This window comes from Bacillus sp. AFS053548 (assembly GCF_002575105.1).
GTDB lineage: Bacteria > Bacillota > Bacilli > Bacillales > Bacillaceae_G > Gottfriedia.
Genome location: NZ_NUHI01000085.1, coordinates 1 through 21,034, shown reverse-complemented (window position 1 = coordinate 21,034; position 21,034 = coordinate 1). Strand labels below are relative to the sequence as shown.

Here is a 21,034-nt window from a genome sequence, read left to right as displayed (position 1 = left end):
GTTGTGGGGGGGATTTTAGAAGCATTTTTATGGAAATAATTGCGAATGTAGATTCGAGTAAAATGAGATATACTAAAACTGCACAACAGAAAGAAAACTCCTTTGAAACGCTTAGACAATTCAATTATTTGTTCATGGTCCATGAATGAATAGTGAATTGTCTTTTTTTATTTAAATTTTGAGGCTAAATGTCATCTTATTTCCACTCTAGAATTTTTCAAAGAATAATTTTCCAATATAATACAAAAGGTAATGAATATAAGGAGTGGGAAATTATGCCTTTAATTTTATCTGTTGGGAAAGCTGTACCAAAATATAAAATCGATCAGGAAAATATAGTACCTTTTATTCGAGAGCTTTTTTTGAAAAGATACCCTTCAATCGATCGCTTATTATCTGTATTTCAAAATGGTGAGATTCAAAGTCGATATATTTCGAAGGAGCTTTCTTGGTACAGCGAAGAGCATAGCTTTGAGCAAAAAAATCAGGCTTACACTGAAATCTCAATTGAATTATCAATAGAAGCGATTAAAAATTGTTTGACAAGTAATGAATTTCTATCTTCGGAAATTCAATATGAAAAAATTGATGGAATTATTTTTGTCTCTTCAACTGGTATTTCAACCCCTACAATTGATGCTCATATCGCAAATATCCTGCCATTTAATTCTTCGATTAAAAGAATTCCCATTTGGGGCTTAGGGTGTGCCGGTGGTGCGAGTGGTATTTCTAGAGCATTTGATTATTGTAAAGCCCATCCAAAGTCAAATATTTTACTAGTTGCAGTTGAATTATGTAGTTTAACATTTCAAAAAGAAGATCTATCCAAAAGTAATATAATAGGAACTTCATTATTTGCTGATGGAGCAGCAGCGGTTCTAGTTATTGGCGATGAGAGTGATTTGAAAAATCGAACGATACATAAATCTTTACCGTCAATCGAACAAACTAATTCAACTCTTATGCCAAATTCATTAGACGTAATGGGATGGGATATTCGGAATGATGGTTTATTTGTCATTTTTTCTAGGGATATACCATCAATCGTTAAAAATTGGTTACAACCAGTTGTTTCAAATTTTTTAACGGGAAATGAACTAACAATAAGGGATCTAACTCATTTCATTGCTCATCCTGGCGGAAAAAAAGTATTGGACGCATATATCGATTCATTAGAACTTACCGAAGCGGATATCGGAATTTCCTTAAATATTTTAAAATCATATGGAAATATGTCATCTTGTACTGTGTTATTTGTGTTAAGTGAGTATATGAAGTTAGGAAAAACGAATGAGTACGGTCTTCTTTGTGCTTTAGGACCAGGATTTAGCTCAGAGTTATCTTTGTTAAAGTGGGTAGAATGCTAATGTTAAAGATTATTTTTTTATTCATCATCATACAAAGAGTGATTGAGCTAGGTATAGCAAAGAATAATGAAAAAAAATTAAAAATGCGGGGCGCACTTGAATTTGGCCAAGAGCATTATAAATTTTTTATCATCTTACATAGCATGTTTTTTATTTCAATTTTAATTGAGAATTATTTCATTCATTATATAGAAATTAGATTTTTTTCCTTGCTCCTAATCGTTTTTATCATATTACAATTAGCAAGGGTATGGGTTATTTCAACCTTAGGGGAAAGATGGAATACAAAAATCATTATTTTACCTGATGAAAAATTAGTAAAACGTGGGCTTTATAAATATATCAAGCATCCAAATTATATAATCGTTACAATTGAATTATTAGTAATACCTATTATGTTTCATGCGTATATAACAACTGTAATCTTTTCTGTTTGTAATTTAATTTTATTAAAAGTAAGAATCCGAGAAGAAAATAAAGCGCTTTTACAATCAATCGAATAGCTATTGACAAATGGAAAATAACTGATTATGATTAATGTAGAATGAAAATCATTATCAACTTCGAAAGGTTGTGCGTCAAATGGTTCTTGGATTTGTGTCAGCTACAATTCTTTTATACTTTTTATTAACTAAATATGTACTTAAACAAGTTCAAAACTAGGTGATGTAACCTAGTTTTTTTTATTTTATATGCATATGCCTATACATTCTTCTTCCAAATTAATATATATGGGGATAAAATAATGCTAGGGAAATTATTTGAGTATGAAATGAAATGGGGAAATCACGTTGCAAAACACTAAGATTAACAGAGGGGAATTACTGAATAAGGTTTCTTCAGGAATCAATTTACTTTCTGAACAAGGAAATTCGAAGGAATTATTTCAATTAAAAAAATTAGCATACAAAATACAGAATAAGGAAAGTTATTACGTATTTTGTGGGCATTTTTCTGCTGGTAAGTCATCTTTATTAAATGATCTTTTACAAGTAGAAAAACTACCTACAAGCCCAATTCCTACAAGTGCAAACGTTGTTAAATTAAAAAATGGCGAAAGTAAAATGTTAATTACTCTTAAAGATGGTGAAATGTATCAGATTCAAGAGGATATTCAAGTAGATGAACTAAAAAAGTTAGCTTCTGATAGTGGTTCAATTATTGAGCTCGAGTGGGCACAAGAAATATTTAAAATTCCAACTGGATCTGTTTTAATTGATACTCCAGGAATTGATTCAACTGATATGGATCATTTAGAGGCTACAAACTCAGTCATTCATCTAGCGGATAGTATTTTTTATTTAATGGATTATCAACATGTTCATTCGAAAACAAATATTGATTTTATTCATAATTTAGTTGAAAAAAATAATAAAGTTTGTTTAGTCATTACATGTATTGATAAACACGATGAAACAGAATTGACGTTTGAACAATTTAAGCATGGTGTAATTGGAAATTTGAAAAAACAAGGATTAGGCAACTTACAAGTTTTTTATATTTCTACAAGAGATAAATCTGTAGAGAATAATGAATATAACCAGTTTATTAATTATTTAAATGACTTATACAGTCATCAAGATGTAGTGCAAATTGAAAATGACTATGCAAGCTTTTTAACAATTATGAACGAACAAGTACAACAACTTGAGAACGATTACATTGATCTCGATCAAAATGCTGATGAGATTAGATCCGTTTACAATGATTTAAATAATGAACTTGACGTTATTGAAACATCAGTTTCTTCATTTGAGGAAAATTGTTTGCAGTCTACACAACAAGTTCTTACTAATTCAAACATCACACCATTTGAGATGAGAGAATTAGCATCAAAATATTTAGAATCAGAAAAAGCATTGCAAAATAAAGGATTATTTCAATCAAGAAAAAAACTTGAAAATGCATTACATGAATCTAAAAGTCAATTTATCCACAAGGTACAAGAATTAACAAGTAAACAAATTGAGTATTTTGTAAAAGAAGCAGCAATTCGAACTGTAAAACAAATTGAAAATAATAAAATTGATAGCAGTGACTTTGATAAAATCTTAGAGCCTAATTTGAGTGAAGATGTAATTTGTCCAAAGCCATCCCATTTGATTGATACAGGCGGTAACTATTTATTACAGTATACGAAGGAAGTAAGTGAAGGAATTAAGGCAGTATATCGTAAAAGTATTGCTGAATTTATTTACTCACTTTCAAAGGAACTTAAGGTACAAAATGAATCAACTATTTTAAAATTAAAAAATCAAAAGAATGATTTACAATCAAAAATAGAAGGATTTGATGAATTAGAGTTTAATAATCAAAAAATTTCACATATGGTTTCAGAAATTAAGACGATTTTAAATAATCATCAAGAAATGAATCAAGACCTGCCAGAAATTAAGCCTACTTTAATATCAGTAAGTGAATTAATTAATCACAAAATATTAGCTGTTCAAGCACCAGAAATAAAAGAAGAACTTATTTCTGACATTGAAAAAACTAATTCAAAAAAATATTCAAACGAAGAAATTCAAGTTAAATATGAAGTCGCTGATTTTATAATAGACGAATTAACTTCAAATAAATTTATTCAGAGTAAAATCGGTATTCTAAAAGAAAAAAGAGAACAAATAAAATCAAACGAATACACAATTGCATTATTCGGAGCGTTTAGTTCTGGAAAAACATCGTATATAAATACTTTACTTGGCGATCGTGTACTACCAGTTTCTCCACACCCAACAACAGCGGCAATTTGTAAGATTAAACGCTCAACAGCTGAATCTGGTAATAAGAAAGCTGATGTGAGTTATAAATCAGAAGAATCTTTAAAAGATGAGTTTCTTGATTTCTTCAAAAAATGGGGTGTGGAAGCAAATGAAAAAGAGTGGTTTAACACCCTTCAAAATTTAATTAAGAAACAAAAGGATAAAATTCCTACTGATGCTTTCGTTTATGCAGAAAGCGTGTGTCAAAATTATGAAGAAATGAGAAGCTTACTAGGTACAATTAAGCGATATGACTTAATTGAGTATGTAACTGTTATAAGTGAAGAAAATAGAGCGTGTTTTGTAAAAGAAAGTACAGTTTATTTCGATTGTGAGATCACGTTAAGTGGAATCGTATTAGTGGATACGCCAGGGGGAAATAGTATCCATTCAAGACATACTGAACTAGCATTCGACTATTTGAAAAAAGCTGATTTAATTCTTTATGTTGCACATTATCAACATGCCTTTACACGTCAAGATGAGTCTTTCTTAATGCAAATCGGACGAATGAGAGAAAGCTTTGATAGTGATAAAGTTTACTTTGTGTTAAATGCATCGGATTTAGCAAAGGATCAAAACGAAATCGAAATCGTGCAAAATTTCTTTGTAAACCAATTAACGAAACTAGGGGTTCGTTTCCCATCTGTGTTTGCTATTTCAAGTATGCTTCAGATGAAGGGATATGGTGATTCAGAATTAAATTTAGAAATCCAGAATAATTATAAGAAATTAAATACGAAAATCCAAAATTTCTTCCAATTTGAGATTGCGAATGAAGTCTTTAAAACATTTATTAATGACCTATTAACAATTGAAAAAATCTTACGTGATACGATTAATCGTTTTGAAAGAATAAAACGTGAAAAAGATCAATTCTTCAACGAAATTGAGCAAATTCAGAAAAAAGTTAATGAAGCGATTAAAAATGCAGGACCAACTAATTTACCAAGAGCATTTATGAAAGAAAACGAACAATTGATTTTCTTTATCGAAAAGCGTATCGAATTAAGAATGCGAGATTTATTCCCTTATTTCTTTAATCCAAGTATTTTCAATAATACAACGAAAAATATTAAACAATTATTTGTAACTAAAATTCGTGAGTTTATTTATGAAGTATTGGAAGAGATTTTAAAGGAATTAAGAGTAACTGGATTTAGATTAGAGAAATTTTTAACGAATGAAATTTCAATGTCGCAAGATCGAGTAATTGATGAAATACATTCTATTCAATCTGAATTTATCGTTCAAAAAAGTGATATTAATGAGATCTTACCTGTTTCGATAAAAAATCCTGATCAATTTATTAATGTAGATCGTTTTGAAAGTTTAAAGAATTACTTCAAAAATCCAAAAAGCTTTTTTGTTGATAACATGAAAGAAACTATGATTGATGAATGCATTAATGAGTTGAGAACACCATTAAAAGACTATTTAGCAAATATGAATAGCTTATTCGCAGAGCATTATCACATTCAATATGTTGATGCATTAAATTCTATATTGCATAACTGTAGCAATCAAATTGAAAATGATGTTCAACAAACAATTAAAGCAACTGAAAACTTAAATGAAGTAGTAGTAGATGAAAAAGTATTAAACTTATTCAAAAAATTAATTTAAATGAGGGTGGACAATTAAAATTGAAAAATATTATTGATGTAAACATTGCAAATAAATTGCGCTTAAATAAAAATGTTGTATTCTTAGATTGTCGATTTCAATTGTCAAATCCCGAATATGGTTTAAGTGAGTATCAGAAAAATCATATTCCGCTATCTCGTTATGTTGATTTAAATAATGACCTATCTAGTCCTGTAAAAAAGCATGGAGGCAGACATCCGTTTCCTAATTTAAATGATTTTGGTAATCTTTTAGGAAATCTAGGGATCGATCATGATACGATTGTTATTTGTTATGACGATGGTACGAATGATAATGCCTCAAGATGTTGGTTTTTATGTAATTTAGTAGGGCATCAGTTTACATTTGTTTTAAATGGTGGTTATAAAAAATGGTTGGAAAACAATTTTGAAGTAACTACTAAAATTGAAGAAGTATTACCTAAAAAATTCGAGATTAATGTTCAAGAGTATATGATTACTTCGATGAATGAAGTTAAAAAGAATGGTGGTAAAAAAGAGAATTTCAATTTAATTGATTCTAGAGAATCTATTCGATATATTGGTGAATTTGAACCAATTGACCGAATTGCTGGCCATATACCTGGAGCAAAAAATTCATTTTGGAAAGATGTTTTAAATGAAGCTGGAGAATTTAAAACAAAAGAAGAATTACAAACTCTTTTTAAACCATTTAACAATAACAATGAAACTGTTGTTTATTGTGGTTCAGGTGTCACTGGCTGTGTTAATTATTTAGGATTAGTTGAAGCTGGACATACGAATGTAAAACTTTATCCGGGAAGTTTTAGTGACTGGATTTCTTATGAAGAAAATGTTGTGAATAAGAAAAAATAATTAGTTGCAAAATAGTTTTAATTAGTATAGAATGAGGATACAAATTAACAAAACCTGCTGTGTGCGTTGTCATTTTATGCCTTAAACCAATGATTTTGTATAGGAAGACCGATATTTAAGTAGCAACATCGTGCCTATTTATAGGAGGATGAAAGTTACTTGTGAGGACATCCACCTTGGAGTTCGGTTTACTTTAGGCATAAAAAGAACAACGGCATTTGCGGGAAAAAAAAACCATTCACATTTTGTGAATGGTTTTTTCTTCTTTATATAATTGTTTTTTACTTTTGTTCTTTCTAATTTGAGTTACGATCGTAGAAACTAAAATCAAGCTACAACCAAATAAACCAATTTCTTGTAATCTTTCTCCACCATAATAATACCCAGTAATCGCAGCAAAAACTGGCTCAGTAGCGAGAATAATCCCTACTTCAGTTGCACTTATTGTACGTTGGGCAAACATTTGGATAAAGAAAGCTGCAGCGGTACAAAAAATGGCAGTAAATAGAATTGAAAAAACAAAATATTTATTTGTCCATAATGCATGGTTGAAAATGACTTGCCAATCCTCAAAGATTAAAGCAAATGTCCATGAGGCTAAACCTACAAAAGTTATTTGTACAGTTGCCAGTTGTAGTGAATTATAACTAGGTGAGTAGATCGTTGAATAAATAATATGAAGAGCAAACGCAATCGCACTGAAAAAGGAAATAATATCACCAGAATTAAACTTGGAATTTGTTGATAGTGTTAATAAAAATAATCCGATGAAGGCAATAATTGCACATACATTTTCTCGTAAAGTAGGTTTTTTCTTATATTTAAAGAATAAAAGAAATGGAACAATTGCAACACTAATACCTATTATAAAACCTGATTTGGATATAGAAGTGTAAAGTAATCCAAATGTTTGAAATACAAAACCTAGAAATAAAAATAATCCTATTACGATTCCGGGGAAAATAAAACCAGCTTTTCCGCGATATCTTTTATTATTTTGTCGATTTAATAAAGTTTGAACTGTAAATAATACAATTGCTGCTACAATAAATCGTAATGCATTAAATGTAAATGGCTGGACAAACTTAAGTGTTTCTTTAACAATGAAAAGCGAAGAACCCCAAATGAAGGACACAAAGAGTAATGAAGAAAAAGCGATTAATTTATTTTTCATATCGTCCATTCCTTTTTTATTTGATAGCTTTTCGAGCAAGTTCATCAGCAACCTTATTTGCGCTTGATGGAATCCATTTTATAAAGAAAAGTTCAAGTTGATTAATCAACTTTAGTGATTTCTCTAATAAAGGAATAAACAAATCGTTTTTCGAATATTTCTTATCAATACTTTCTTCAACGATTTTTGAATCTGTACGGAATGAAACAATTGTTAAATTATTTTTGACACAATAATCTAGTGCAAGTAGCAATGCATGAAACTCAGCTTCATGATTAGACATCGAATCTAATGGAATACTTAAAAAAACAGGTTCTTTAATTCCTTTTATGAAAATACCTGCACCTGAAGGCCCGGGATTTCCTTTGGAAGCTCCGTCAATATAAACTTCAATCATAGTAAACCTCCAACACTTATATATGTACCATTTTAGTATATATTCAAAAAAATGAAAACTTAAAATATGAAATGAAGTAATTTATATTCAACTAAATAAACGATAGAAGAGGTGTGTCGGATGAAGCTAAAGATCAGTTGGAAGTATCAAACCAAAAAGAAATATCAAATTACACTTGAAACTGAATGGTTAGAAATAAAAGAAGCACTTCTTTTAGCGGAAGATTTTGAAAGTACAGGTAGAACAAGAGAAATCATCTTTTTAGATCAATTCGACACAGAGTGGACTAAAAAACAAGTAATAAAATACTTAAAAGAACTCGAAGAAGAACCTCATAATATTTCAATTTTTTTTGACGGCGGATTTGATCTATCAACCACTATATCTGGAATAGGTATATGCTTATACTTTAGTCAAAATGGTAAAAACTATCGAAAAAGGTTTAATGAAAAATTAGATGGGTTAATGACAAATAATGAAGCGGAGTTTGCTGCAATTGAAAATGCAATCCTATTATTAGAGGAAATGAATATAACCGGACAAACAATTGTTCTTAAAGGAGATTCACAAGTAGTCATTAATCAATTAAATGGAGATTGGCCTTGTTATGAAGAACAACATGAACGATTCATAAATCGAGTTGAAAGAAAATGTAAAAACTTAAAATTAACCTTACAATTAGAACTTATTAAACGTAATGATAATAAAGAAGCTCATAATTTAGCAACGCAAGCACTTAAAGGGAATAAGATAGTAAGTACGATTGAAGTTACATGAAGAGGTGAATTGAATTATGGAACGTAAAGAAATCTTGGAGGAAATAGATTCTTTAATAAAGACTTATTGCGATGGCTGTTTTGTCTATAAACATTTTAGAAAAGACCATAGTCAAAAATTCGCACAATCATTTTGTATTAATAAATGTACAGTTGGAGAAAAAATAAAAACGACCGGTAAGCAATTAACTTCTGATTGTTAACTCTTAATTATTAAATGGAATATAGCAAACTTTGATAACTAATGTTTACGTAAATTTACTATTATTGACTGAGTCGTTATTCAAAATTAAAAAAGAGGGTGTCCCATATGTATTACATAATGGGAACCCTCTTTTTAACGGCAATTAAGAATGAAATGTTAGAAAAGAAGCTTGGACTGCAAATAAAATCCGGAAATCGCAAATAAAAATTAGCAAATCTGCAATTAAAAATTGAGAACCGCAAATAAAATTTACAAAACTGCAATTAAATCCAAGATTATCGCAAATTAATTTAATTATTACCTATACCAGTAAGGGTATTAAGAGCTAATAATTGTACAATAGTGGAATCATTGAAATGGAAAACTACAAAATATGCTCTAACACATACTAAATCATCATATAAAAATACTCTAATAATCATAAATAAGGAATGATTTTTTAACTATAGATGAAAAGTACTATTGGGATACCCTCACTACTTAAATTAACATAGTTAAAGTGATAATATAATGTTCCCAAACGTTCGTATTTTGTATATAAAACAATATTTTAACGATTAAAAAAGAGGTGTCTCTGAGTCCGATAACCTGACTTTTGAGACAACCTCTTTTTCATTATATCTGAGCTTCTCTTATTTGTTGCTCAACTTGCATTAAGTCTTCTTCTTGTTTCTTTAAAAACTCATCATCTAAATCAGTAGCAAGGCCCTTCATTTTTTCAAGCTGTTCTCTTGCTTGATTAACTGCAGTTGTTGCATCTGTTAATTGTTGCTCGTCCATGCTCATTGTTGCATAGCCTACAAGCTTTTGAGCAGCTTTAACTTTCATTTCTACATCCTCAAAATTATTAAAGTTTGACATAAACACCCTCCTTATTTCACTTCGTATTATTCCCAAATAAAATAGGAATCATGAAAAGCGAGAGGATTTTTTTGTTTAAGTATACTGAATAATTTTTCTCTTAATAAAAAATAAAAAAGGACTGATAAATCAGTCCTTTATGTAGTCAAGTTTATTTTATAGCTTTACTACGTTAGCAGCTTGAGGTCCACGGTTACCTTCAACAATGTCAAAAGAAACTTCAGCACCTTCTTCTAAAGATTTGAATCCGTCAGTTTGGATTGCTGAGAAATGTACGAATACATCGTCTCCACCTTCAACTTCGATGAACCCGAAACCTTTTTCATTGTTGAACCATTTTACTTTTCCTTGCATTTTTCTTTTCCTCCTAAAACATTGCACATGAAGCGCGAAAGAATTTCCATTTATTAATAATTTTAATAATAAATGTTGAAATTAATATACAACTATTAAGATTATAAGTCAAGTAAGCGCTTAATATCAAAATATACATTCAATTGACTTAAAAATTTCATAAATAAAATAAAAAGTTTATGTAAGTTTGTGAAGATATTCACAAATAGAAAAGTACATGATATACTACAACCATAGTAAGTAGTTTAAATTATTACTACTAAGAATCAATCTTGATTTCACTTTATATAGAGACGGAGAGATGAACATGATTCATTGTGAATGGATTGAATTTAAAATTGAAAATGATTTAATAACAGAGGAAATATTTGAAGAAATGATGAATGATACATTTCAAGCAATGATGGTTGACGAAAATAACTTTCCTCAATATATATGGACAGCTAACTATGTTGTCCTTGTAACAAAACGAATTAAAATATTAGAAGAAGTAGAATTTATACAAATACCACGTAATCCAGCGTGTAGTTAAAAGCATCTAACCAAGAAGAATAAAAGGCAATCCAAGAGAATGAATTCTTTTGGCACTGCCTTTTTTCGTTTCTTCCTGCTTTCCCTACCAATACATAAGTTATATAATAACTCTATATCTAATAAATAAAGTGATACAAAAATTAGTTTAAATTGTGAGGAAAAAAATGAAATTAATTATTGCCGAAAAACCCGATCAAGGTTTAAAGCTTGCAGCCCCTTTTAAGTTCCAAAAGAAAAAAGGGTTCTTAGTCATTCAACCTAACGAGTTTTTTCCAAAAGGTGCTTATTTAACTTGGGCTATTGGGCATTTATGTGAGTTGTTATCACCTGAAGAATATGATGAAAAATGGAAAAAGTGGTCATTAAATACATTACCAATTATTCCTAATCGCTTTGGGCATAAAGTAACAAAAGGGAAATGGGATCAATTTTCAATCATAAAGAATTTAGTCCACTTAGATGAAGTTAATGAAATAATTCTTGCAGGTGACTGTGAGCGTGAAGGAGAACATATCGTTCGCCTTATTTTAAATTTAGCTGGAAATAAAAAGCCAATGAGAAGACTTTGGATTTCGTCATTAACAGAAAATGCTGTTAAAAAAGGATTTAGTCAACTATTGGATGAAAGTGAAACAAAAAGCTTATTCTTTGAGGCGTATAGCCGTGCATGTGCTGATTGGTTAGTTGGGATGAATGCATCAAGAGTATATTCATTACATTTACAAAAAAAAGGAATCCAGGATGTATTTTCGTTAGGAAGAGTTCAAACCCCAACACTCGCTCTTATTGTCAAAAGAGAACTTGAGATTGAAAGGTTTAATTCCGAACCTTATTGGGAGGTTTTTGCTACATTTCAATTTGATAAGCAAAAGTTTTTTGGGAAATGGCATAATGAATTAGAATCAAAAATTATGTCAAAGGAATTAGCAGAAAAAATTGCTGGCTTTTGTGAAAATAAAAATGTAAAAATTACTGATATTGAGCAAGAAAGAAAAGAGTTTCAACCACCTTTTCTTTATAATTTATCGGCGCTCCAAGCTGATGCAAACAGTAAATATAAATTTTCACCACAAAAAACTCTCGAGATTGCACAAAAACTTTATGTCAAAGGAAATATTTCATACCCACGTTCAGACTCAAGTTTTATTACGAAAGAAGAAGCAATGATGCTCCCAGATATATTGAAGAAACTTGAAAATATTGAGCAATTTTCAAAATTCTTCCCTCTGCCAAATCAATCTATATTAAATAACAGTCGCTACGTTAATGAGAAAAAGGTCACTGATCACTATGCAATTATTCCTACTGAGCAAGTACCAAATATCCATAAAATGAATGATGAGGAATTGAAAATATATGAATTAATTGTAAATCGTTTAATTAGTGCACATTATCCTAATTCAATTTTTGATTATACAACAATTCATACGTTAGTAGACGGGCGAGCGACTTTTATTTCAAAAGGGAAAATAATGGTTCAAGAAGGTTGGCGTAAAGTCATATTCGAAAAATCAAAAGAAAAAAATACAGAAGAACAAAATTTACCCGTTGTTGAAACTGGACAAGAAGGAATTGTTAAAAAGGTAGAGGTAAAAGAAAAGAAAACTCAAGCACCTAAAAGATATACAGAGGGACAATTAATAACATTAATGAAGTCTGCCGGAAAACATATTGATAATCCGGAATTAACGAAAATACTAAATAAAACTGAAGGACTAGGTACTGAGGCAACTAGGGCTGGTATTATTGGTACTTTAAAAAATAGAAAATATATTGAAGTTAAAAAAAATCAAGTTTTCGCTACGGATAAGGGGAAGCTTATAATTTATGCTCTAGGGGAAAATATTTTAACTTCACCTGAAATGACTGCAAAATGGGAACAGAGATTAAGTGAAATTGGTGAAGGAAAAGCAAGTAGTCTTGAGTTTATGGAACAAACAAAAAAATTAACTGAAAAAATAATTCTTGATGCATATGAAAACGAGAAGATATGGAATTTTTCAGAGTTTAAAATTGAAGAAATGCAAAATTCTAAGTTTGGGCCGAAGAAAAAATCAACTAGTGTTGGAAAATGTATTAAATGCGATGGTAAAATGATCGATAAAGGTTCATTTTATGGTTGTGATCAATTCCAAAAAACAAAATGTGGAGTTACAATTTCAAAAAAAATATTAGGAAAAACAATTACAAAGGCATTAATGAAGCAGTTATTAAACGGTGAGACTACAGAAGTTATTAAAGGATTTTCAAAGGATGGTAAAGAATTTGAGGCTTCTTTAAAATTTAATGAATCAGGGAAGATTATGTTTATCCAAAATTCCATTAAATAAAGTGGGGCATAATGTAATTTAACTAGTCAATTCTATTTTTTATTGCATATACTTATATACAATGATAATAGGAGGATTAGAGTGAAGGAATTCTATAGCAATGAACAAGTTTTTCTAACTGGTGGAATTGTTCCTTCCGTCTATTCATTATGTATAGACTGTAATCGGAAAATTGTACATGTCCTTGACTTGGATCGAGTGGGCACAAGGCCGGTATGTGTATCATTTTCTAACAGTTTTGCAGAAAATATTTTTGAACAAATAAGCTTATCAACGTTAGGAAGTTACTTAGAATACCAATACTTAATTTATACGACAGAAGGTATTGTAACAAAATGGAAAAATAACGAACTTGTAGCGTTAACTAATTTGGATGAATGTAAACCGGAATTCATTAGTTTAATGAAAGAAAGAAGAAATACATGGTCTAAATATAAAGCTTTATACAATCGAAAATAAAAAAAAGGATTACTCTTTTAAATAAGAAGTAATCCTTTTTCAATTTAAGAATCAAAATCCATGCACCGGCATATTCCTGTCTTTTCCTGTCTTTATTTGTTAAACTATCAACATATCATAAATTAGAAGGTGATAAAATGATTTGTTTTTTAGAAAATACCTTTCAAATAAAATTAGAAAAAGATGATAAAGGTGATTATCCGATTATTGTGACTGACGAAGGTATATTTAGCGAGATGAGCCTGAAAGATAAACCGAGCACTTATGTTAAGTTTATTATAAATGAATACGATGAGTTAACGATTGATTGGTATATCGAAAATGAAAATCGCTTCTCAGTAAAAAGCCTACAAGTTCATCAAATGATCTTAATAAACGATCATGATGAAAATTCAATTCAATTTGTATTAGAACGTTGGCAAAGTAGGATGTTTAAGATTCAATGGAAGCCAAAGTTACACATTGAATTTGGTTTATATTATGAAGTTTGCGATGATTGCGATTAAGATGATTTTTTAGGTTTTAGTAAGGTTAGGATTACAAGAAAACTAATCCAGCCGATAAGTGGATAAAGGAATGTTAATAATGGACCATAGCCGATAATGCTAATGAACAGACAGCAAATTAATAATAAGATAACGACTAAATTTGTATTTAATCGGATATATGAATTAATTTGTCTAGACATCCCATATATATTCCCAACTAGTGTGGTGAAAATTTCAGCTAGAATAACCATTAGGAAAAAGTAATAGAAAATTGGATGGATTTTTTTGATTACTTCTACCATTGGAATTTCATATTGTTGAAAATTGGTTACACCTGATACGTTCAGGTGAATTAGTAATAAAATAGTGCCTAATATTAGACCGCCTAATACACCGCCTTGAACAATAGAAGATTTTTCTTTGCATTCAAAACCAATGGGTACTAAAACTGCCTGGGCTAATGCCATATTTAAACAAACATAGGTTATTGGTTTTGTAAACACTGTATAGTTAAGCGTATTAATAGAAGGTAAAATATGGTCTAGTGTTATTTCATGCATCGTAAATGGTAAATGTGAGTTTATGAAAACTGCGAGAATAAAAGCACACATAATTGGGACTACCGTATTATTTAGACTGAATAAACCACTTGTCCCTTTTCTTAAAACCATAAAAGTCAAAATAATAAAAAGTAATGATCCGATAAATGAATCAAAATGTAAGTAAGTTTTAAATACAGCTCCAGCACCAGACAACATGACGCTTGTAACGCCAATTAAAACAAAGAATAATAGCCCATTAATAATATTTCCTCCGAGTTCTCCAAACAAAAGTACATTAAATTGCTGAGCAGAATTTAATTTATATGTATGAGCAATTGTCATAATTTTAGTTCCAAACCAACAAAATAATATAGTGGCAAAAAGGATCCCCATTGCACCAAATACCCCGTTAATTGAAAAGAACTCTACAATTTCTTTACCCGTGGCAAACCCTGCTCCAATCACTGTTCCGACATACGTAAAGGCTATATTTCGAGCTTCTTTACTAAAGTTGAATTTCATAGGAAGTCCTCCTAAATGTAGTACTAAATTGTATGATACATTTTAGGAAAATAGACATGCTCCCTTAGTAAAAGTTTATAAACAAATCAACTAAATGCTTTTTTTTGTTATAGATTTCATAGAAGAAGGAAGTACCAATTAAAATTCAATTTACGCAATTTTTTAATTATGTTAAAGTGAGAAGGTTAGGGGGACGGACATCATGAATATACTTAAATGGAATTTTAATATGAAGATCAGGCTTGTTGCTGAGTTCTTCTTTGGACTATTCTTTTGGATGTATTTACCATTTTTAGCAATTTATTTTGCTGAAGAACTAGGTAAAGTGACAGCAGGGATCTTACTTATGTGCTCTCAAGCTGTTGGGGTATTTGCAAATTTAATCGGAGGATATTTAGCTGATACGTATGGCCGAAAACGAATGATGGTAATTTCAGCTTTCATTCAAGCTGGAGGAATGATTTTGCTAACAATTGCAAATTCACCAATTTTAAATTCGCCATGGCTAACTTTTTTAGGATTTGCAATTATTAGTGTCACAGGAATGCTGTATAATCCAGCAAGTTCGGCTATGGTGGCAGATACAGTTGAGGATAAAGATGAAAGAAACTTAGTCTTCGCTGTTTTTTATACGATGATAAATATTAATGTAGTAATCGGACCAATTATTGGTGGGATTTTATTTTTCAAAGCAAGATTTTTATTATTTACTACATCTTCATTGATCTTTTTAATTGTCGCTTTTATGATTCTACTTTTAATAAAGGAGTCATTACCAGACTCTGTTAGACAAGAAAAAGAAGCGTCTATTTCAAAAGTTTTAATTAAACAAGTAAAGAATTATCGTGTAATTTTTACTGATAAGGTTTTTTTCTTATTTGTTGCAGCTGGTATATTAATCTCTCAAACTTTTACTCAATTAGATTTATTACTAGCGGTTTATATAAAAGAAAGTATTCCTGTTCAAACATTATTTAGTTTTGGTGATTTTACTTTAAAGACAAATAGTGGAACATTATTTAGCTGGGTCATTGCCGAAAACGGTTTAATCGTAGCATTATTTACAGTTTTAATAACGAAATTTGCCAATAAGTTTAATGAAAGATTTTTATTTTTTGCATCATCTGTTTGTTATGCTTTATCTATGTTATTGTTTGGATTCACGCTATCAGCCTATGTTATTTTTATTGCAATGGCGCTCTTCACTTTGGGTGAGATATTAGTTGTAGGAAATCAGAACTCATTTATTGCAAAAATTGCTCCCGAAAATCAACGTGGACAGTATTTCGCGGCAGCAGGTTTAAGATGGTCACTCGGACGAACGATTGCACCATTAACGATTCCACTAGCCGGGCTAATCGGATATAAATGGACATTTAGCATAATTTCGATCCTAGCCTTGATAGGAGCATATTTATTTGAATTGATGTTTAAAGAAATCAAGAAAAAACCTGAACCGTTTTCTGATAATATGAAGGTAGGATAAGTAGTAAAAGAGGACCCATCAAACTGGGTCCTCTTTTTAACGGTTATTTAATGTCCTATCTAGCGTGTCGATATTTTCTTGCATTAAGTCGAAATAATCTTTGTGTTTCTTTAAATCATCTTCTGAAATAGTTGCTAGGTGGTTAAGTCTTAAGATTTCAGCATGGGTTTCATTTTTTACAACTGTTGCTACTTTTGGTGTAGCAAACGTTTCGAACAAAATATATTTGACATGATGTTCTTTAACAAAATCAACAACTTTCTTTAAATCCTTCTGTGATGGCTCTTGAGAAGGGGAAAGTCCTGTGATTGGGATTTGTTCAATTCCGTAATGTTGTTCCAAATATCCATATGCTGCATGAGAAACGACAATATCCTTACGTGCAGAATGTAAAACTAAATTTCTTAATTCGTTATCAAGTTCATCAAATTGATTTTCAATTTTATCATAATTTGCGTCAAAGTATTGTTTGTTTTTTGGCATTAATTTAACTAATTCATCTCTAATATTTTGTGCTTCAATTTTTGCACGAGATGGATCTAACCAAACGTGTGGATCAACGTCATGATGATCTTCATCTTCCTCAATTTCTTCTTCGTTTGACTTTATTAATTCAATATTTTTAGTTGCCTCTAAGATTGCAACATGATTATTTTTAAGTGTATCTTTGATTTTATCTGCAAAAGGTTCCATACCTGCACCATTGTAAACAAATAAATCGGAGTTTGCGATTTGTACAATTTGCTTAGAAGTTGGTTCAAAATCATGAGTATCAACACCAGTAGGGTATATGGAATGTACATCAACGTATTTACCACCAATTTTTTTAGCAAAATCTTGTAAAGGATAAATAGTTGTATAAATTGTTAGTTTATTTTTATTTTTAGTACTTTGCTGATGCGTGTCTTTATTGCAAGCTGACAGAACTACACTTGTTAATAGCAATGTCGTGATTGCTAATTTTTTAAATTTCATTTTTTTCTCTCCCTAAAAAAGTTAATCATTTTAGTATTTTATAATGAGGTTGTTAATAAACGAATAAAGTTAAAAAATTTTAATTAATTCGTAATCATTCCTTTTTAACTTTTAAAAAAAATGTAAGATAATTCTTATCAAACAATTTAGTACATATTTTTTTAAAATATTCAAAATCGTAATAAATACGATTTAATCCTTTGTCATTATAGAACAGTAATTATTAATCTGCAAGAAAAATGCGATTTAAAGGATAAATAGATAAAAAAAGTATGCTTTGATGAGAAACAATGCATCAAAACATACTTTTTATTAAGACTTTCTTTTTAAACGGAATTTACGTGGTTTCTTATTTTCATTACTTGATTGTTTCTTTTTACTTTTGAAAAATTGAAAGAAAATAAAGAAGATATAAAGCGGAATTGCTATATAAATAAAGAATGGCCATTGTACTTTTTTAGCATGCCATACTAGATATAATGCGTATCCTAAAAAAATCGTAATAATTGTAGCATATTTAGGAATCGGAATATCTTTAAAGCTTGGAATTTTAATTCTACTAACCATTAAGAATGCTAATGCAACAAAAACTGTTATGATGACTATTTGCGGTATACGACTTCCAAATAATGTTAAGAAGGCAACAAGACCACCAGCTGCTGTAATTGGTACTCCAGTAAAATATTTTAGTGATGTTGAAATCGGTGTAACATTAAATCTTGCTAATCTGTATGCCCCAAACAGAGGGAATAAACCAGCAATTCCTAGACCAAAGATCCCTTCAGTTGAAAATTGTGTACAATATACCAAATAGGAAGGTGCAACTCCAAAAGTAACTATATCAGCTAAAGAGTCTAGTTCTTTTCCTAATTGTGATTGGACTCCTAAAACTCTAGCAACTCGACCGTCCATACTATCGAGCATCATTCCTATTAAAATAAGAATTGCGGCATTTCTAAATTCTCCTTTAGCTGCAAAGCCGATCGATAGAAACCCACAATACAAATTCCCTAGAGTAAATAGGTTTGGAATACTTTTTCTTATCATACATTCACTTCCTAAAATTGATATAAAAAATAGATATGTTCAAATTCAATAAGATATATTATAACCCAAAATTTAGTAATAATGGAAACTAATAATTAAGTTCATAAAATGTTTGTAGAATCGACATAAAGTCTTTTAAAAAATGTCGTATTTTGCACCGAAAAAATATGTGAATAGTATTACAATCATATTGCACTACACTAAAAATAATAAAAATTATGATATTTGAACTAGGAATTTGGGGGAATTTAATAAAAAATAAATTAAATATTAAAAAAATACTTTTTTTTCTGAAAAATGTGTAGTATATTGAAAAAGTAAAAAGTGATTTTTCAGAAAAATAAGTAAATTATAAAATGAATAATCACTAATATATGGAGGTGCTCTAATGAAGCGTAGATTAGCAACAACTGTTTCAAGTTTATTGGTACTAAGTACGGTACTAGCAGCTTGTGGCAAAGACACAGAAAAAACAGCAACTAACTCACAGAAGGATAAGAAGCAAACGTTAAGGTTAACTACAACTACTGAGATTCCTTCAATGGATTCAGCAAAAACTACTGATTCAATGTCATTTGAAGTTTTAGACAACGTAAATGAAGGTTTACTTCGTTTAGGAGAGGGTGACGAAGTAGTAGACGGAGTTGCTAAGAAAGATTCGGTTGAAGTTAGTAAAGATGGTCTTACATATACATTCCATTTACGTGATACACAATGGTCAAATGGTGAGCCAGTAACTGCTAATGATTTCGTTTATGGTTGGCAACGTGCTGTAGATCCAAAAACTGCATCTGAATATTCATTCATTTTATACTATGTGAAAAATGCTGAAGCAATTTTCAATGGTAAAATGCCAGAAGACCAATTAGGTGTGAAAGCACTAGATGATAAAACATTACAAGTAACACTAGAACAACCAACTCCTTATTTCTTACAATTAACTACTTTTGGGACATACTTACCTGAAAATCAAAAGTGGGTTGAGTCTAAAGGGGATCAATATGGCTTAGAAGCAAATACTCAATTATACAATGGTCCGTTTACTTTAAGTGAATGGAAGCATGAGCAAAGCTTTACATTAAAGAAGAATCCAAAATATTGGGACAAGGATTCAGTTAAGTTAGATGAAATCAAATACAATGTAGTTAAAGATACTTCTTCGGCAGTTAACTTATATGAAAACGGCGATATTGATAAAGTAATGCTTGATTCTGAGTACGTTGATAAATATAAAAATGACCCTGAATACCAAACGCAATTAGATGCTCGTTTAGTATTCTTCCGTTTCAATGAAAAACTACCAATCTTTAAAAATGCTAATGCTCGTAAAGCATTTGACTTAGCATATGATAAAGAAGCTATTACATCTACGATTTTAAATGATGGTTCTAAACCTGCATACTGGTTAGTACCTTCTGAGTGGGTAAAAGGACCGGATTCAAAAGATTTCCGTGATCATAATGGTGACTTTAACAAATATAATGTCGAAGAAGCTAAAAAATTATGGGCAGAAGCTAAAAAAGAACTTGGTAAAGATACATTTGAGTTAAAAATGCTTTCTTATGATGATACAACTCGCAAAAAAGCTGCTGAGTATGTAGCTGGAGAGCTTGAGAAGAACTTACCAGGTTTAAAAATTACGGTAGCTCCACAACCGTTTGAAATTAAACTTGATAACGAGAAAAAATTAGATTATGACTTCTCATTCTCAGGTTGGGGTCCAGACTATCCAGATCCAATGACATTTATTGATATGTTCTTATCTAACAGCCCATTCAATGAAATGGCATACAACAATCCACAGTATGATCAGCTTGTAAATGCTGCTAAGAAAGAAGCAGACCCACAAAAACGCTGGGATGATATGATTGAAGCTGAAAAAGTAATTATGGATGAAGCTGGTATTTCACCAATTTACCAACGCGGTCGTGCATATTTACAAAAAGATTCAGTTAAAGGTATTATTGCTCACAAATTTGGCGGAGATTTCTCTTACAAATGGGCATCTAACGAAAAAAAATAATATCAAACAAAAAGGAGAAGGGATCACCCTTCTCTTTTTTAGGAAGTTTTATGTTATAAACTAAAGGGTTTATTTTCTTTTTTTGTGTATAAGAAAAAGTTTAAAAGTAAATGTTAAAAGTTGTCCAGATGATTATTTTCTTAGCTGGATATGGTTTTGTTTTGAACTTGCATAGCAGAAATTAAATTTTAAAATATGATTTTTTTTTGAAAATTTTTAAAAAAAATACATATTTGTCCAACTTTAATC

Annotated in this window: 19 protein-coding genes and 1 other RNA gene; 13 read left to right on the top strand and 7 right to left on the bottom strand. The window is 30.2% G+C overall.

From position 1 onward, the window contains the following. Positions 1-275 precede the first annotated feature (275 nt). From CN946_RS21850 to ssrS, 5 genes are all read left to right on the top strand, one after another. The gene (locus CN946_RS21850) at positions 276-1,367 is read left to right on the top strand and encodes a type III polyketide synthase (RefSeq protein ID WP_098862967.1); all 1,092 of its coding nucleotides are present in this window, start codon (positions 276-278) and stop codon (positions 1,365-1,367) included. Continuing rightward, positions 1,367-1,870 (top strand): isoprenylcysteine carboxyl methyltransferase family protein, encoded by a 504-nt coding sequence (locus tag CN946_RS21845; protein WP_098863003.1) that lies wholly within the window; start codon positions 1,367-1,369, stop codon positions 1,868-1,870. Before CN946_RS21850 ends, CN946_RS21845 begins: the two co-directional genes overlap by 1 nt. Before the next feature lie 288 nt (positions 1,871-2,158). Continuing rightward, positions 2,159-5,755: a dynamin family protein gene (locus CN946_RS21840; protein ID WP_098862966.1), complete on the top strand. Its 3,597-nt coding sequence runs from the start codon at positions 2,159-2,161 to the stop codon at positions 5,753-5,755. Between the two features lie 20 nt (positions 5,756-5,775). After that, on the top strand, positions 5,776-6,612 hold the full coding sequence (locus CN946_RS21835; RefSeq protein WP_286134022.1) for a sulfurtransferase: 837 nt from the start codon (positions 5,776-5,778) through the stop codon (positions 6,610-6,612). Between the two features lie 48 nt (positions 6,613-6,660). Then, positions 6,661-6,843: non-coding RNA, 6S RNA (gene ssrS / locus CN946_RS21830), on the top strand. A 7-nt stretch (positions 6,844-6,850) separates the two neighbouring features. Here the strand turns inward: ssrS and CN946_RS21825 are convergent. Beyond that, positions 6,851-7,786: a DMT family transporter gene (locus tag CN946_RS21825; protein ID WP_176547411.1), complete on the bottom strand. Its 936-nt coding sequence runs from the start codon at positions 7,784-7,786 to the stop codon at positions 6,851-6,853. 16 nt (positions 7,787-7,802) lie between these two features. Continuing rightward, entirely contained in the window at positions 7,803-8,183 is a 381-nt protein-coding gene (locus tag CN946_RS21820; protein WP_098429800.1) for a reverse transcriptase-like protein, read from the bottom strand. Positions 8,184-8,303: 120 nt separating this feature from the next. On the opposite strand from CN946_RS21820, the gene CN946_RS21815 reads away from it, so the two are divergent. Both CN946_RS21815 and CN946_RS21810 read left to right on the top strand, forming a co-directional pair. Beyond that, on the top strand, positions 8,304-8,960 hold the full coding sequence (locus CN946_RS21815) for a reverse transcriptase-like protein (protein WP_098862964.1): 657 nt from the start codon (positions 8,304-8,306) through the stop codon (positions 8,958-8,960). A 16-nt stretch (positions 8,961-8,976) separates the two neighbouring features. Next, positions 8,977-9,162, top strand: coding sequence for a zinc-finger domain-containing protein (locus CN946_RS21810; RefSeq protein ID WP_098862963.1), 186 nt, complete (start codon positions 8,977-8,979; stop codon positions 9,160-9,162). A 617-nt stretch (positions 9,163-9,779) separates the two neighbouring features. Here CN946_RS21810 and CN946_RS21805 read toward each other — a convergent pair. Together CN946_RS21805 and cspD are read right to left on the bottom strand one after the other, a co-directional pair. Then, positions 9,780-10,025: a DUF2564 family protein gene (locus CN946_RS21805; protein WP_098429803.1), complete on the bottom strand. Its 246-nt coding sequence runs from the start codon at positions 10,023-10,025 to the stop codon at positions 9,780-9,782. Positions 10,026-10,181: 156 nt separating this feature from the next. Beyond that, positions 10,182-10,379 (bottom strand): cold-shock protein CspD, encoded by a 198-nt coding sequence (gene cspD / locus CN946_RS21800; RefSeq protein ID WP_056466512.1) that lies wholly within the window; start codon positions 10,377-10,379, stop codon positions 10,182-10,184. Between the two features lie 307 nt (positions 10,380-10,686). Between cspD and CN946_RS21795 the strand changes: the two genes are divergently transcribed. The 4 genes from CN946_RS21795 to CN946_RS21780 all read left to right on the top strand — a co-directional run bounded on the left by CN946_RS21795 (position 10,687) and on the right by CN946_RS21780 (position 14,208). After that, positions 10,687-10,911: a hypothetical protein gene (locus CN946_RS21795; protein ID WP_098862962.1), complete on the top strand. Its 225-nt coding sequence runs from the start codon at positions 10,687-10,689 to the stop codon at positions 10,909-10,911. A gap of 166 nt (positions 10,912-11,077) precedes the next feature. Then, positions 11,078-13,243: a DNA topoisomerase III gene (locus CN946_RS21790; protein WP_098862961.1), complete on the top strand. Its 2,166-nt coding sequence runs from the start codon at positions 11,078-11,080 to the stop codon at positions 13,241-13,243. 81 nt (positions 13,244-13,324) lie between these two features. Then, complete coding sequence (locus CN946_RS21785; protein ID WP_069031962.1) at positions 13,325-13,702, top strand: hypothetical protein; 378 nt, start codon at positions 13,325-13,327, stop codon at positions 13,700-13,702. A gap of 137 nt (positions 13,703-13,839) precedes the next feature. Continuing rightward, entirely contained in the window at positions 13,840-14,208 is a 369-nt protein-coding gene (locus CN946_RS21780; protein WP_098862960.1) for a DUF3979 family protein, read from the top strand. Here CN946_RS21780 and CN946_RS21775 read toward each other — a convergent pair. Beyond that, the gene (locus CN946_RS21775; RefSeq protein WP_098862959.1) at positions 14,205-15,254 is read right to left on the bottom strand and encodes a YkvI family membrane protein; all 1,050 of its coding nucleotides are present in this window, start codon (positions 15,252-15,254) and stop codon (positions 14,205-14,207) included. The genes CN946_RS21780 and CN946_RS21775 overlap by 4 nt on opposite strands. Before the next feature lie 202 nt (positions 15,255-15,456). Here CN946_RS21775 and CN946_RS21770 point away from each other — a divergent pair, with 202 nt between their 5' ends. Further along, positions 15,457-16,740, top strand: coding sequence for an MDR family MFS transporter (locus tag CN946_RS21770; protein ID WP_098862958.1), 1,284 nt, complete (start codon positions 15,457-15,459; stop codon positions 16,738-16,740). Between the two features lie 36 nt (positions 16,741-16,776). On the opposite strand, the gene CN946_RS21765 is transcribed toward CN946_RS21770, so the two are convergent. Beyond that, on the bottom strand, positions 16,777-17,715 hold the full coding sequence (locus CN946_RS21765) for a metal ABC transporter substrate-binding protein (RefSeq protein WP_098862957.1): 939 nt from the start codon (positions 17,713-17,715) through the stop codon (positions 16,777-16,779). Positions 17,716-18,027: 312 nt separating this feature from the next. Further along, the gene (gene pssA, locus CN946_RS21760; protein WP_098428987.1) at positions 18,028-18,762 is read right to left on the bottom strand and encodes a CDP-diacylglycerol--serine O-phosphatidyltransferase; all 735 of its coding nucleotides are present in this window, start codon (positions 18,760-18,762) and stop codon (positions 18,028-18,030) included. Between the two features lie 388 nt (positions 18,763-19,150). Between pssA and CN946_RS21755 the strand changes: the two genes are divergently transcribed. Continuing rightward, positions 19,151-20,785, top strand: a complete 1,635-nt coding sequence (locus CN946_RS21755) for a peptide ABC transporter substrate-binding protein (protein WP_098862956.1) — start codon at positions 19,151-19,153, stop codon at positions 20,783-20,785. Positions 20,786-21,034: the final 249 nt, after the last annotated feature.